The following is a 14698-nucleotide window of genomic DNA, read 5'->3' as shown; positions in this document are numbered from 1 at the left end:
ACGACAGGGCGCCGCGCGATCCCCGCGCGCGCCCCGACACCGCCGGGCGGACGGCCGCCCGACGCCACTGAAGAATTGTTCCGGCAGATCCCCACCGCGGCGGCGGCGGATCTCCGCAGAGCCAGGAGACGGCGATGAATCAAGAGGTCATGAATCTCTTCAACCCCGTGGCTCAGCCTCAGACCTTCGATCAGATCAAGATCTCCATCTCGAGCCCCGAGAAGATCCTGTCGTGGTCCTTCGGCGAGATCAAGAAGCCCGAAACCATCAACTACCGGACGTTCAAGCCCGAGCGTGACGGCTTGTTCTGCGCGCGCATCTTCGGTCCGATCAAGGACTACGAGTGCCTGTGCGGTAAGTACAAGCGCATGAAGTACAAGGGCGTCATCTGCGAGAAGTGCGGCGTCGAGGTGACGCTGTCGCGCGTGCGCCGCGAGCGGATGGGCCATATTGAGCTCGCCGCCCCGGTCGCGCATATCTGGTTCCTGAAGTCGCTGCCGTCGCGCATCGGCCTGCTGCTCGACATGCCGCTCAAGGACCTCGAGCGCATCCTGTATTTCGAGAACTACGTGGTCATCGAGCCCGGCCTCACCCCGCTGAAGGAGCACCAGCTCCTCAATGAGGAAGAGTATCTGCGGGCCCAGGACGAGTATGGCGAGGACTCCTTCACCGCGCTGATCGGCGCGGAAGCGATCCGCGAGATCCTGCGCGCGCTCGACCTGGAGAAGACCGCCGCCGACCTGCGCGTCGAGATCGCGGCCTCCAAGACCGAGCTGAAGCCCAAGAAGCTGGCCAAGCGCCTGAAGATCATCGAGGCCTTCATCCAGTCGGGCAACAAGCCCGAGTGGATGATCCTGACGGTCGTCCCGGTGATCCCGCCGGACCTGCGCCCGCTGGTCCCGCTCGACGGCGGCCGCTTCGCGACCTCGGACCTGAACGACCTCTACCGCCGCGTCATCAACCGCAACAACCGCCTCAAGCGGCTGATCGAGCTGCGCGCGCCGGACATCATCATCCGCAACGAAAAGCGCATGCTGCAGGAGGCCGTCGACGCGCTGTTCGACAACGGCCGCCGCGGCCGCGTCATCACGGGCGCCAACAAGCGTCCGCTGAAGTCGCTCGCCGACATGCTGAAGGGCAAGCAGGGCCGCTTCCGCCAGAACCTGCTCGGCAAGCGCGTCGACTACTCCGGCCGCTCGGTCATCGTGGTCGGCCCCGAGCTGAAGCTGCACCAGTGCGGCCTGCCGAAGAAGATGGCGCTCGAGCTGTTCAAGCCGTTCATCTATTCACGGCTCGACGCCAAGGGCCTGTCGGCGACCGTCAAGCAGGCCAAGAAGCTGGTCGAGAAGGAGAAGCCGGAAGTCTGGGACATCCTGGACGAGGTCATCCGCGAGCATCCCGTGATGCTGAACCGCGCGCCGACGCTGCATCGCCTGGGCATCCAGGCGTTCGAGCCCACCCTCATCGAGGGTAAGGCGATCCAGCTTCATCCGCTCGTCTGCGCGGCCTTCAACGCCGACTTCGATGGCGACCAGATGGCCGTGCACGTCCCGCTGTCCCTTGAGGCGCAGCTGGAAGCGCGCGTGCTGATGATGTCGACCAACAACATCCTGCACCCCGCGAACGGCCAGCCGATCATCGTGCCGTCGCAGGACATCGTGCTCGGGCTTTACTACCTCTCGCTGATTTCGGACGGCGAGCCGGGCGAGGGCATGATGTTCGCCGAGATGGGCGAGATCGAGCACGCCATCGCGGCCAAGGCCGTCACGGTGCACAGCAAGATCAAGTACCGCTATAGCTCCGTCGACAATGACGGCAAGCCCTACACCAAGATCTACGACACCACTCCGGGCCGCGCGATGCTGGGGCAGCTTCTGCCCAAGCACGGCAAGGTGACCTTCGACGTCGTGAACAAGCTCATGACGAAGAAGGAGATCTCGAACATGATCGACACCGTCTACCGCAACTGCGGTCAGAAGGAGACGGTCATCTTCTGCGATCGCACCATGCAGCTCGGCTTCACCAATGCGTTCAAGGCCGGCATCTCGTTCGGCAAGGACGACATGGTGGTGCCGGAGAACAAGTGGGAGATCGTCGACGAGACCCGCGCGCTCGCCAAGGACTACGAGCAGCAGTTCAACGACGGCCTGATCACCCAGGGCGAGAAGTACAACAAGGTCGTCGACGCCTGGGCCAAGTGCTCGGACCGCCTGGCGCAGGAGATGATGGGCCGCATCTCGGCCGTGCAGAAGGACGAGAACGGCCGCACCAAGCCGATCAACTCCATCTACATGATGTCGCACTCCGGCGCCCGTGGTTCGCCCGCGCAGATGAAGCAGCTCGCGGCGATGCGCGGCCTCATGGCCAAGCCGTCGGGCGAGATCATCGAGACCCCGATCATCTCGAACTTCAAGGAAGGCCTGGACGTGCTCGAGTACTTCAACTCGACGCACGGCGCCCGCAAGGGCCTCGCCGACACCGCCTTGAAGACCGCGAATTCGGGCTACCTGACTCGCCGCCTCGTCGACGTGGCCCAGGACTCGATCATCAACGAGCGGGATTGCGGCTCCGACAACGGCATCCGCATGCGCGCCATCATCGACGCCGGCCAGGTGGTCGCGTCGCTGGCCACCCGTATCCTGGGCCGCACCGCGGCCGAGGACCTCGTCGACCAGGCGGGCGAGATCATCGTACCGAAGGGCACGATGATCGAAGAGTGGCACATCGACCGCATCAACGCGGCCGGCATCCAGGAGGTGAAGATCCGCTCGGTCCTCACCTGCGAGACGGCCGACGGCGTGTGCGGCACCTGCTATGGGCGCGATCTCGCCCGTGGCACGCCCGTCAACATGGGCGAGGCCGTCGGCGTCATCGCGGCGCAGTCGATCGGCGAGCCGGGCACCCAGCTCACGATGCGCACCTTCCACATCGGCGGCGCGGCGCAGATCGCCGACCAGTCCTTCATCGAGTCCAACTTCGAGGGCACGGTGCGGATGCGCAACCGCAACGTGGCGCGCAACTCGGAAGGCGAACTCATCGCGATCGCCCGGAACATCGCGGTCGTCATCGTGGGGCCGGACGGAGCGGAGCGGGCCGTGCACCGCATCCAGTACGGCGCGCGCCTCAAGGTCGATGAGGGCGACACCATCAAGCGCGGCCAGCGCATCGCCGAGTGGGATCCCTACACCCGGCCGATCGTGACCGAGGTGGACGGCTTCGTGGCCTATGAGGACCTCGTCGAGGGCGCCTCGGTGGTGGAGACGGCGGACGAGTCGACGGGCATCACCAAGCGCGTCGTCACCGACTGGCGGACCAACACCCGCTCGGCGGACCTGCGTCCGGCGATCACCCTGCAGGACGGCAAGGGCAAGGTGCTGAAGCTGCCGCGCGGCGGCGAGGCGCGCTATCTGCTGCCGGTCGACGCGATCATCGCGGCCGACCCGGGCCAGCAGATCAAGGCGGGCGACATCGTCGCGCGTATCTCGATGGAGAGCGCCAAGACCCGCGACATCACGGGCGGTCTGCCGCGCGTGGCGGAGCTGTTCGAGGCGCGTCGGCCGAAGGAAGCCGCGATCATCGCCGAGAAGTCCGGCACGATCCAGTTCGGCCGCGACTACAAGAACAAGCGCCGCATCACGCTCACGCCGGCGGATGGCTCCGAGACGGTCGAGTATCTCGTCCCGAAGGGCAAGCACATCTACCTGCAGGACGGGGACGTCGTCGAAAAGGGCGACTACATCGTCGACGGCAACCCGGCGCCGCACGACATCCTGGCGATCAAGGGCGTCGAGGAACTCGCCGCCTACCTGGTCAACGAGATCCAGGAGGTCTACCGGCTGCAGGGCGTGAACATCAACGACAAGCACATCGAGGTGATCGTTCGCCAGATGCTGCAGAAGGTCGAGATCGACGATCCGGGCGAGTCGGAGTACCTGGCCAACGAGCAGGTCGACAAGGTCGAGATGGACGAGGTGAACGTGAAGCTCGTGGCGGAGGGCAAGCGCCCGGCCACCGGCCATCCCGTGCTCCTCGGCATCACCAAGGCCAGCCTGCAGACCCGGTCCTTCATCTCGGCGGCCTCGTTCCAGGAGACCACCCGCGTCCTCACCGAGGCGGCGGTCAACGGCAAGACCGACGATCTTGGCGGCCTGAAGGAGAACGTCATCGTCGGCCGCCTCATCCCGGCCGGCACCGGCGCGATGATGAGCCGCCTGCGCGAGGTGGCGACCCGTCGTGACGAGATGATCCTGGCGCAGCAGGCGACGGAGTCCCAGACCCCGACGCCCGCCAACCAGCCGGCGATCGAAGGACCCCAGGCGGCCGAGTGATCCGGGCCGTCGACCACCCTTGACAAAGGCCGGCCCTCGGGCCGGCCTTTTTGTTTTCAGCGATGGTGGAGACTGAATTTTAAGCGGGTCGGTGCAGGGTGGGTGCGCCAAGTTTTGAGAACCGCTCCGCCATGGTTGACGTCTCGATCGTAATGCCCTGCCTGAATGAGCGGGAGTCCCTGGCCCACTGCATCGCCAATGCGCAGGAAGCTCTCGAGCTCCTGGCGACGCATCATGGCCTGGTTGGCGAGATCGTCATCGCCGACAACGGCAGCACGGACGGGAGCCAGGAGATCGCCGCGGAGCTCGGCGCCCGGGTGGCGCCGGTCAGCCGGCGGGGCTATGGCGCGGCGCTGCGAGGCGGCTTCGAGGCCGCGCGCGGGCGCTATCTCGTCATGGGCGACGCGGACGGATCCTATGACTTCCGCGATGCGGTCGCGATGGTGGCGGCCCTCGCCGGCGGCGCGGACATCTGCATGGGCTCGCGCTTCAAGGGCGGCATCGCCCCCGGCGCCATGCCCTGGAAGAACCGCTATATCGGCAACCCGATCCTCACCGGCGTGCTCAACCTCTTCTTTCGCGCGTCGGTCTCGGACGCCCATTGCGGCCTGCGGGCGCTGACCCGGCGCAGCTTCGTGCGCCTCCAGCTCTGCGGCGACGGCATGGAGTTCGCCAGCGAGATGGTCGTGAAGGCCTGCCTTCTGGGCCTGAAGATCGCCGAAGTCCCCGCGACCCTGTCGCCCGATCTGCGGAACCGGCCTCCGCATCTGCGGCCCTGGCGGGACGGCTGGCGCCACCTGCGCTTCCTGTTGCTGATGAGCCCGGCCTGGCTGTTCGCGGCCCCCGCCGCGGTGCTCGGCGCCCTCGGCGCCTTCCTGATGATGGGGTCGCTGGTGGCGCCCCTCGTCGGCCTGCCCGCCGCGTTCTTCGGGGCGGCCTGGACGATCTTGGGCGGCGCGATGGTCACGCTCGCGCACCAGACGTTTCTCTTCAGCCTGGCGGCGCAGCACGCCAGCATCCAGGCCGGAATCAGGCCTGCCTCGGCGAAGTACCGGCGCTGGAGCGAGGCGTTCACGCTCGAGAGGCTGCTCATTGGCGGCGCGCTGATCAGTGGCGCGGGGCTGCTGGAGTTGGCGTCCGTCACGGCGTTCTGGAGCGCGCATGACTTTCGGCCGCTGCCCCACGTATTGCCGGCGGTCCTGGGGACGACGCTGCTGGCGGTCGGGTTCCAGACGATGATGTGCGGCTTCTTCGTGTGGAGCATGATCGACGGCCGTCCGCAGGTCCAGGCGCAACCCGCCGCGGAGCCGGCGCCCGTGCCGGCCGAGGCGCCATCGGCGGCGAGCGCCCGGCGCAGCGCCTGAGGCGCTCTTCCGTCAGTTCAGCCGTTCTCTCGTGAGGTCGAGCTGCTGGTCCAGAACGCCGCGAAGGCGCTCGGCGAAGCGATCCTTGCTGAAGCGCTGTGCGTTCTCGGCGCAGGCCTGGGCGCTGAATGTGCTCTCGATTTCGACGAAGCGCTCCACGGCCTGCTGGATTTCGGCGGGTCCGCGCTGTGCATAGAGGAGCCCGTGCGCGGGATCCACGATGATGTCGCGGATGCCGCCGCGGTCGTAGCCGATGACAGGCGTTCCGCAGGCCTGGGCCTCCACGGTGGTCAGGCCGAAGTCTTCGATGCTGGCCAGCACAAGGGCCCTGGCGCGCTGCAGGTGGTCCTTGACCACGTCGTCGGGCTGGCGACCCATCAGTTGGATGTTCGGGCAGCCTTCGGCCAGGCGTGAGAGCAGGGCGGCGTCTTCGCCCTCGCCGATGACCACGAGGCGGCGGTTCGGCATGCGGCGGAACGCCTCCACGATCATCCCGGCCTGCTTGTAGCGCACGAGTCTGCCGAGGCAGAGAAAGAAGTCATCCTTCTCAGCGCCAACCGAATAGGCGTCCAATTCGGCGGGCGGATGGATGATCGTCGCTTCGCGACGGTAATACTTGCTGATCCGCTGCGCGACGAAGCGGGAGATGGCGATGAAATGGTCCACGCCGAAGGACGCCTGCACCTCCGACCGGCGCAGCCGATGCAGCGCGTAGCGCCCGAGGGGACGCAGGGGGGCTGGCACCTTGGACAGGTATTCCTCCCGCAGGTCCCACGCCGCCCGCAGCGGGGAATAGCAGTAGCAAAGGTGAAGCTGCTCCGGTGAGGTCAGGACGCCCTTCGCGGCGGTATGGTGCGAACTGATGACGACGTCGGCCGACGACACGTCCAGCGTCTCGATCGAGAGAGGCATGAACGGCACGTAGAGGGACGGAAAGCGCGCGATGCCTGGCGCATGCTGGAGCCAGGTGGTCTCGACGGGTGGAAGGCCGAGTTGCGCGATCTGGGCCGCATCGAGCTTGCAGAACTGGGCATGCAACTTCGCCTGCGGCCAGATTTCGAGCATCTGCTTGACGACCTTCTCGGATCCGGCGATCTCGAAGAACCAGTCATGGACGATCGACACCTTCACCGGGACTCTCCGATGCGGCCGCCGTCCCACGCGCGGTCGCTCAGGTGGTCAGAGGCGCCGAAGGTGAACACCGCATGGCCCAGGTAGTTGAAAAGGCCGAACGGCAGCGTGATCGCCAGGCTGGCGATCAGCGGATGAAGCCCGAAGCCGCCGACGAGCACGCTCATGAACAGCAGATTGAAGGCGAGACTGACGCCCGAGACTGCGAAAAAGCGGGCGAGTTCCGACCAGCGGATGCGATCGTCCAGCAGGAAGGCGAGGCGCTTGTTCAGCACTGCGGACAGGGCCGTGAGCGCGATGAACGCGATCGCGCACGCCGTCAGGTAATGCAGCTGCAACACCGAGACGAGTGCGAACAGGACCGCGGCGTTCAGGCCGGCCATTCCCGCCCCGACGCCGGCGAAGCGCAGGAACTGCGCGTTCAGGATCAGCCGCGCCGCCTTCGAGATCACGGCTTGACCGCCTCAACCAGCAGGCATCCCGCCTTGCCGGGAGCATCGTCCCCCGCGATCGAGCAGCCGAGGCCCAGAAGGGGCGCCAGCCGGTCGCCCAGAGCGCCGGCCAAGCCAGGCTCCTCCCGCCTCATTCTGAACAGGCGCTGCACCTCGATCGGACGCCGGGTCTTGCCGAACACCCGATAGGCGAGCCCGCCGGTCCAAGTCGCCAGGGTCTCCCAACGCCGCACCTGCCCCTCGGTGAGATACGGTCGCGCGGTCACCAGTTCGAGACCTGCATTCGCCAGCTCGCCCCGCCAGTCGGCTTGCGACCAGTAGCGCAAATGGGCGCAGCGCTCGTCCGTCTCGTGCAGATAGGCGGCGCGGCCAGCCGGGCTGGCGCCGCCTCCGGTGAGGCAATCGTGGAACCCCGGGCCCGGCACGGTCGCGATGAAGCGGCCCCCGCGCTTCAAGACGCGCGAGGCTTCGCAAAGCACGGCCCGGATCGGCTCGACATGCTCCAGAACCGAGTTCGAGAAGGTGAAGTCGAAGCTCTCATCCGGCTCGTCGATCCGGTCGGCGGAACCGGTGTGGACCCGCGCATAGAGGCCCATGGACCTGGCCAAGGCGGTCTCGGCCGGGTCGATGTCCACCCCAACCCAGGTCCGGTCGGCGGCGTCGCCGCACATCTCGTCGAGGATGGCGGTGAGCTTGCCGTCGCCGCATCCCAGATCGAGGCCGAGGCCCCGGGGCAGGCCATGGCGCCGGACCATATCCAGCTCGATCACCCGCCAGAAATTGGTGGCCGGCTGAAAGGGGGAGGTCCGCATCAGGCGGCGGAGCACGTCGATGGGCTTCAGGCCCGCGGCGGGGGCGCCCGGCGTTCCGGTTTCGACATCCTTCTCCACGGCCGTTCTCCGATTGGTTTGATCCCTGGCCGAGAAGCCGTCGCCAAGAGGTTGTCCGACGGTTTGGGATAGGGGCGTCATCGCCGTCTTCCTTGTTGGTCCGGCCCAGGGCCGAGTTGCGCAGCGCGCGTGACGGGGCGGCTCATAGAATCCGAGCCTTGCATTGCGCGTCGAAGGCTTCGCGCATCGGCGACCGCGGCTCCGGACCATTGGCGCCGATGAAGCCCAGCCGCGTCGCAGCCCCGGCGTCGAAGACGGCGATGGATCCGCGGCGGCAGAGCTCGGGCAGCGCGGCGGGCGGGATTTTCTCGAGACTGAGGATCTTCGGGGTGTTTCGCAGATCCGGCCGATTGCGGGCGAGATCCTCGCCGAAGCTGACCGCATCCCCGTCGACGACGACCAGGTCCGTCCCGGCGCCCTGGATCAGCGCCAAAGCATCCCTGATCGGAGCCGCGAACCGGGCCGCATGCAGGGCGTTGAGAGGAAACAGCAGCAGGAGGCTGCCCAGGCTGGCCCCGGCGACGATGGAGCTCCACTCGCCGCGATCGGGTCGCTCCGTCAGGTTCAGCCACGCCATGGCTCCCACCAGCGCCATCGATCCGAGCACGCCGTGGCTGTAGCGCCAGCCCCAGCCATGACCCTGATAGGGCAGGGCAAGGGTCGCCGCAGCCGCCGTCAGCAGAACGCTCGCCAGGATGGCCCGGGGGAGGGCGCCTTTCGCCAGGGCCAAGGGCGCGCCCACCGCGAAAAGCAGGATAAGCGCGGGATTGAGCCACGCCGCCAGCCGCGCCAGATTCAGAACGGTCAGTCCGAAGGCCACGCCATGGCCAAATCGACCTTGGCCTGCTCCATCCGCCCAGCGGTCCACCAGCAAAGCGCGGATGGGGTCGCTTGGTCCGGCTCCGGGCGTCTGGAGCCAGGCAAGCCAGACCGGGTAGAGGCTCCACGCGGCGAGGGCGACGCCGTAGCCGGCCATGTAGAAGGCGGCGAGGCGGACGCGCTTCTGGCACAGCAGCATGAGGATGAACGGGGCCACGAACAGCGGGTGGAACACCACCTGGTGGAGGCCGACGCCAAGGACGCCGACCGCCATGGCCCCCGCATGGGCGAGCGGCCTGTCCTGCAGGAACAGGCGGAGCCAGAGCATGTTCACAGCGAGGTGCGCCGTCATCGCATAGGGCGTCATCGCCGTGACCAGCGCCTGGGACGAGGTCCCCAGCAGCAGGACGGCGATGAAAGCCGCGTCTCGCCTGTCGGGCCACAGCTTCCTGGCGACCCCATAGGTGGAGGCCAGCCCCACGCCCAGCAGCGCCGGGCTGCACCAGGCCATCCCGATGGTCGAATCGAAGAGCGCGCGCAACGCGGCGTTGCCAGGCCAGTAGGCCGAAATCCAGGCCGCCCCATCTGGGATCCGCAGGAAGAAAAGGGGACCTAGCGCCGCGATGAACGGTCGCCAGGCTTCCGGAACCGGGTATGCGAGCTTGCCCGCGGCGAAGACCCGGGCGTCGAAATCCGCCTGCACTTCGTCATAGGAGACGGGCGTCGCGCCGAAGATGAGGTGCGTCCCGGCGAACGCCGCCAGCACGGCCAGCGCCAGCATCAGCAGCGGAAGTCGCTCGCTCGCGGCGAGTCGATCCAGCAGTCCCGCGCCGCAGCCGCGTTGCGCAAGCGCCGCGACCCCCATCATGAGGACGACGGCGAGGAGAATCGTCCAGCGGTCCTGGATCAGGTAGTACACGGCGAGCTGAAAGGGTCCGACCTCGACCTGCGCGCCGATGAAGAGCAGCGCGAGGACGCTGATGCGCCAAACCCAGGAGATTCGCCCCGGCGTCCACGCGCGAGACGTCTTCGAGACCGGAAGCGTCGAGGCGTTGAACATGCGTCTCCCCGTGAACCGACGCCGCCGCCGGGCCTTCGCGCGCAGCAGCTTGCCCGACGGGGGAAGAAAATTCGGTTAAGCCGAGACTGATCCTCGCGTTCACGCCAGATGAGGGTTGACGGCCTGCGACTCCAACGGTACAACCCGCGAACTTTCCGGCAGACGGTCGATCGCATTGTTCCTGTGCGCCAAGCGCGGAACCCACGCAGTCGATACCTTGCGGGGCCATCAACGACTGAGAAGTCGCACGATCGGGTCAAGACCGCGGCGAGAGCTGTGGTCCTCTGATAAGCACGCGCCAGCGGTAATCACCGAAGGCGCGGATTCGTTTTGCGTGCGATTCAGCGCCGAACGACAGATTTTAACCGAGCGAAAGCTCAAGGCCTAGCCTGGACTGGAACGAGCAAACGATGCCGACCATTAGCCAGCTCATCCGCAAGCCGCGGAGCCCCGTGAAGGCCCGGAACACGGTTCCGGCCCTCGAGGCGAGCCCGCAGAAGCGCGGCGTGTGCACGCGCGTCTACACAACGACGCCGAAGAAGCCGAACTCCGCGCTCCGCAAGGTCGCGAAGGTCCGTCTGACGAATGGCTTCGAAGTCATCGGCTACATCCCCGGCGAGGGGCACAACCTGCAGGAACATTCGGTGGTCGCGATCCGCGGCGGCCGCGTGAAGGACCTTCCGGGCGTGCGCTACCACATCATCCGCGGCGTGCTGGACACCCAGGGCGTCAAGAACCGCAAGCAGCGCCGTTCGAAGTACGGCGCGAAGCGGCCGAAGTAATCCGACGGAGACCCGGACATGTCGCGTCGTCACCGCGCCGAAAAGCGTGAGATCATCCCGGACCCCAAGTTCGGCGATCTCGTCGTCACCAAGTTCATGAATTCCATCATGTACGACGGCAAGAAATCTGTCGCCGAGCAGATCGTCTATGGCGCTCTCGAGATCGTCGAGACCAAGCTCAAGGCCGATCCGCTGCCGATCTTCAAGACCGCTCTCGAGAACGTCGCTCCGGCGATCGAGGTCCGGTCCCGCCGCGTCGGCGGCGCCACCTACCAGGTTCCGGTCGAAGTCCGGATGGAGCGCCGTCAGGCTCTCGCCATCCGCTGGCTCATCCAGGCCGCCCGGGCCCGCAACGACAAGACGATGGTCGATCGTCTCTCCTCCGAGCTGATCGACGCCTCCAACAACCGTGGAAACGCCGTCAAGAAGCGCGAAGACACGCACCGGATGGCGGAAGCCAACCGCGCGTTCTCGCACTACCGCTGGTAATCGGCGCCCCCTTCGGCTGAATTCAGGATCGCTTCCATGCCCCGCAGTCACGCCATCGTGGATTATCGTAATTTCGGCATCATGGCCCACATCGATGCCGGGAAGACGACGACCACCGAGCGGATCCTCTACTACTCCGGCAAGTCGCATAAGATCGGCGAGGTGCATGAAGGCGCCGCGACGATGGACTGGATGGAGCAGGAGCAGGAACGCGGCATCACCATCACGTCTGCGGCTACGACGACGTTCTGGAACGGCAAGCGCCTGAACATCATCGACACCCCCGGCCACGTGGACTTCACCATCGAGGTGGAGCGCTCGCTCCGCGTGCTCGACGGCGCGGTCTGCGTGCTCGACGGCAACCAGGGCGTGGAGCCGCAGACCGAGACGGTCTGGCGCCAGGCCGACAAGTACAACGTGCCGCGCGTCGTGTTCGTCAACAAGATGGATAAGACGGGCGCCGACTTCTACAACTGCGTTCAGGAGATCATCGATCGCGTCGCCGGCAAGCCGGTGTGCATCCAGCTCCCGATCGGTTCGGAGTCCAACTTCAAGGGCATCATCGACCTCGTCCGCATGAAGGCGGTCGTTTGGGAAGACGAGGGCCTGGGCGCCAAGTATCACGACGAAGAGATCCCGGAAGACCTCGCCGACAAGGCCAAGGAGTACCGGTTCAAGCTCGTCGAGGCGGCCGTCGAACTCGACGACGACGCCATGGCCGCCTATCTGGACGGCCAGGAGCCCTCCGAGGAGACGCTGAAGGGCCTGATCCGCAAGGCCGTGATCGGCCGCGTGTTCAACCCGGTGCTCTGCGGTTCGGCCTTCAAGAACAAGGGCGTCCAGCCGCTGCTCGACGCGGTGGTCGACTACCTGCCGTCCCCGCTCGACCGCGAGGCCATCAAGGGCATCGACTACAAGACCGAGGAAGAGGTCGTTCGCCTCCCCGAGGACGACGAGCCCTTCTCGATGCTCGCCTTCAAGATCATGGACGACCCCTTCGTCGGCACCATCACCTTCTGCCGCGTCTATTCCGGCAAGGTCGATTCCGGCACCACGGTCATGAATTCGACCAAGGACAAGAAGGAGCGCGTCGGGCGCATGCTGTTGATGCATGCGAACAACCGCGAGGACATCAAGGAAGCCTTCGCCGGCGACATCGTGGCGCTGGCTGGCCTCAAGGACACCCGCACCGGCGACACGCTCTGCGACATGCAGAAGCCCGTGATCCTGGAGCGCATGGAGTTCCCCGAGCCGGTCATCGAGATCGCGATCGAGCCGAAGTCCAAGGCCGACCAGGAGAAGCTCGGCGTCGCGCTGTCCAAGCTGGCCGCCGAGGACCCTTCCTTCCGCGTCTCGACGGACATCGAGTCCGGGCAGACGATCCTGAAGGGCATGGGCGAGCTCCACCTGGACATCAAGGTCGACATCCTGCGCCGCACCTACAAGGTCGACGCGAATATCGGCGCTCCGCAGGTGGCGTATCGCGAGACGCTGACCCGCAAGACCGAGGTCGACTACACCCACAAGAAGCAGACCGGCGGCACCGGCCAGTTCGCGCGCGTCAAGTTCGTCGTGCAGCCGAACGAAGTCGGCAAGGGCTACGAATTTGAGTCCAAGATCGTCGGCGGCGCGGTGCCGAAGGAGTACATCCCCGGCGTCGAGAAGGGCCTGAACAGCGTCATGAATTCGGGGCCGCTCGCCGGCTTCCCGGTCGTGGACGTCAAGGTCGAGCTCATCGACGGCGCGTATCACGACGTCGACTCGTCGGCGCTCGCCTTCGAAATCGCGTCCCGGGCGGCGTTCCGCGAGGCCCTGCAGAAGGGCGGCGCGGTCCTGCTCGAGCCGATCATGAAGGTCGAGGTCGTGACCCCGGAAGACTACACCGGGTCCGTCATCGGCGATCTGACCGGCCGTCGCGGCCAGGTGCAGGGGCAGGACATGCGCGGCAACGCCATCGTCATCAACGCCATGGTGCCGCTGGCCAATATGTTCGGCTACGTGAACAACCTGCGCTCGATGTCCCAGGGCCGCGCGACGTTCACCATGCAGTTCGATCACTACGAGCAGGTCCCGTCGGCGATCGCCGCCGAGGTCCAGGCCAAGTACGCCTAACCGCATACCCCTGATCGCTCGACCCCATTCATTCTTCGGATCCACGGAGTACGGCCATGGCCAAGGAAAAATTCGCGCGGACTAAGCCGCACTGCAACATCGGCACGATTGGTCACGTCGACCACGGCAAGACGTCGCTGACGGCGGCGATCACGAAGGTTCTGGCCGAGTCGGGCGGCGCCACGTTCACGGCGTATGACCAGATCGACAAGGCGCCGGAAGAGAAGGCGCGCGGCATCACGATCTCGACGGCTCACGTGGAGTACGAGACGAAGAACCGCCACTACGCGCATGTCGACTGCCCCGGTCACGCCGACTATGTGAAGAACATGATCACGGGCGCGGCGCAGATGGACGGCGCGATCCTGGTGGTGTCGGCGGCCGACGGCCCGATGCCGCAGACGCGCGAGCACATCCTGCTGGCTCGCCAGGTCGGCGTTCCGGCGCTGGTGGTGTTCATGAATAAGGTCGACATGGTCGACGACCCGGAGCTCCTGGAGCTGGTCGAGCTGGAGGTGCGCGAGCTCCTGGCCAAATACGACTTCCCGGGCGACGACATCCCGATCGTCAAGGGCTCGGCGCTGGCGGCGCTGGAGAACAAGACGCCGGAGATCGGCCATGACGCGATCCTGAAGCTGATGGAGGCGGTCGACAGCTACATCCCGCAGCCGGAGCGTCCGAAGGACCAGCCCTTCCTGATGCCGGTGGAGGACGTGTTCTCGATCTCGGGCCGCGGCACGGTGGTGACGGGGCGCATCGAGCGCGGCATCGTCAAGGTGGGCGAGGAAATCGAGATCATCGGCCTGAAGGCGACCGTGAAGACGACGGTGACGGGCGTGGAGATGTTCCGCAAGCTGCTCGACCAGGGCGAGGCGGGCGACAATGTCGGCTGCCTGCTGCGCGGCACCAAGCGCGAGGACGTCGAGCGCGGCCAGGTTCTGGCCAAGCCCGGCTCGGTGAAGCCGCACACGAAGTTCACGGCCGAGGCCTACATCCTGACCAAGGAGGAGGGCGGGCGCCACACGCCGTTCTTCACCAACTACCGTCCGCAGTTCTATTTCCGCACGACGGACGTGACCGGCATGGTGAAGCTGCCCGAGGGCACCGAGATGGTGATGCCGGGCGACAACGTCACCATGGAAGTCGAGCTGATCGCGCCCATCGCCATGGAGGAGAAGCTGCGCTTCGCCATCCGTGAAGGCGGCCGCACCGTCGGCGCCGGCGTGGTGGCGAGCATCATCGCGTAATGCACTGAAGGAGCGCGCCCGCGG

Annotated in this window: 10 protein-coding genes; 6 read left to right on the top strand and 4 right to left on the bottom strand. The window is 66.4% G+C overall.

All coding sequences use genetic code 11. The features are described 5' to 3' along the window. Nucleotides 1–134: 134 nt before the first annotated feature. Complete coding sequence (gene rpoC, locus ABEG18_RS15405; protein ID WP_406853937.1) at nt 135–4328, top strand: DNA-directed RNA polymerase subunit beta'; 4194 nt, start codon at nt 135–137, stop codon at nt 4326–4328. Nucleotides 4329–4459: 131 nt separating this feature from the next. Further along, on the top strand, nt 4460–5692 hold the full coding sequence (locus ABEG18_RS15400) for a glycosyltransferase family 2 protein (protein WP_406853936.1): 1233 nt from the start codon (nt 4460–4462) through the stop codon (nt 5690–5692). A 12-nt stretch (nt 5693–5704) separates the two neighbouring features. Here the strand turns inward: ABEG18_RS15400 and ABEG18_RS15395 are convergent, their stop codons facing one another. The 4 genes from ABEG18_RS15395 to ABEG18_RS15380 form a co-directional block, all read right to left on the bottom strand. After that, nucleotides 5705–6823 (bottom strand): glycosyltransferase, encoded by a 1119-nt coding sequence (locus ABEG18_RS15395; RefSeq protein WP_406853935.1) that lies wholly within the window; start codon nt 6821–6823, stop codon nt 5705–5707. Further along, nucleotides 6820–7275, bottom strand: a complete 456-nt coding sequence (locus ABEG18_RS15390; protein ID WP_406853934.1) for a GtrA family protein — start codon at nt 7273–7275, stop codon at nt 6820–6822. The genes ABEG18_RS15395 and ABEG18_RS15390 overlap by 4 nt, the downstream gene beginning before the upstream one ends. Further along, nucleotides 7272–8165 carry a class I SAM-dependent methyltransferase gene (locus ABEG18_RS15385; protein ID WP_406853933.1) on the bottom strand — a complete coding sequence of 298 codons (894 nt, stop codon included), beginning with the start codon at nt 8163–8165 and terminating at the stop codon, nt 7272–7274. Before ABEG18_RS15385 ends, ABEG18_RS15390 begins: the two co-directional genes overlap by 4 nt. Nucleotides 8166–8307: 142 nt before the next feature. Next, nucleotides 8308–10044 (bottom strand): hypothetical protein, encoded by a 1737-nt coding sequence (locus ABEG18_RS15380; RefSeq protein WP_406853932.1) that lies wholly within the window; start codon nt 10042–10044, stop codon nt 8308–8310. A gap of 410 nt (nt 10045–10454) precedes the next feature. Here ABEG18_RS15380 and rpsL point away from each other — a divergent pair, with 410 nt between their 5' ends. The 4 genes from rpsL to tuf are packed head-to-tail and all read left to right on the top strand — an operon-like array spanning nt 10455 to nt 14674. Next, entirely contained in the window at nt 10455–10826 is a 372-nt protein-coding gene (gene rpsL / locus ABEG18_RS15375) for a 30S ribosomal protein S12 (RefSeq protein WP_106340435.1), read from the top strand. A gap of 18 nt (nt 10827–10844) precedes the next feature. After that, nucleotides 10845–11315 (top strand): 30S ribosomal protein S7, encoded by a 471-nt coding sequence (gene rpsG / locus ABEG18_RS15370; protein ID WP_406853931.1) that lies wholly within the window; start codon nt 10845–10847, stop codon nt 11313–11315. 36 nt (nt 11316–11351) lie between these two features. Next, on the top strand, nt 11352–13427 hold the full coding sequence (fusA, locus tag ABEG18_RS15365; RefSeq protein ID WP_406853930.1) for an elongation factor G: 2076 nt from the start codon (nt 11352–11354) through the stop codon (nt 13425–13427). 56 nt (nt 13428–13483) lie between these two features. Beyond that, nucleotides 13484–14674 carry an elongation factor Tu gene (gene tuf / locus ABEG18_RS15360; RefSeq protein ID WP_406853929.1) on the top strand — a complete coding sequence of 397 codons (1191 nt, stop codon included), beginning with the start codon at nt 13484–13486 and terminating at the stop codon, nt 14672–14674. Nucleotides 14675–14698 lie beyond the last annotated feature (24 nt).

The organism is Alsobacter sp. KACC 23698, from assembly GCF_045348435.1.
GTDB lineage: Bacteria > Pseudomonadota > Alphaproteobacteria > Rhizobiales > Beijerinckiaceae > Alsobacter.
The sequence above is the reverse complement of the archived record's forward strand: the minus strand, read 5'-3'. Positions and strand labels throughout refer to the sequence as shown.

Bases quoted from the DNA above. Each gene is read 5' to 3' on its own strand.
- rpoC (WP_406853937.1), top strand. From the start codon at position 135: ATGAATCAAGAGGTCATGAATCTCTTCAACCCCGTGGCTCAGCCTCAG.
- ABEG18_RS15400 (WP_406853936.1), top strand. From the start codon at position 4,460: ATGGTTGACGTCTCGATCGTAATGCCCTGCCTGAATGAGCGGGAGTCC.
- ABEG18_RS15380 (WP_406853932.1), bottom strand. From the start codon at position 10,044: ATGTTCAACGCCTCGACGCTTCCGGTCTCGAAGACGTCTCGCGCGTGG.
- rpsL (WP_106340435.1), top strand. From the start codon at position 10,455: ATGCCGACCATTAGCCAGCTCATCCGCAAGCCGCGGAGCCCCGTGAAG.
- rpsG (WP_406853931.1), top strand. From the start codon at position 10,845: ATGTCGCGTCGTCACCGCGCCGAAAAGCGTGAGATCATCCCGGACCCC.
- fusA (WP_406853930.1), top strand. From the start codon at position 11,352: ATGCCCCGCAGTCACGCCATCGTGGATTATCGTAATTTCGGCATCATG.
- tuf (WP_406853929.1), top strand. From the start codon at position 13,484: ATGGCCAAGGAAAAATTCGCGCGGACTAAGCCGCACTGCAACATCGGC.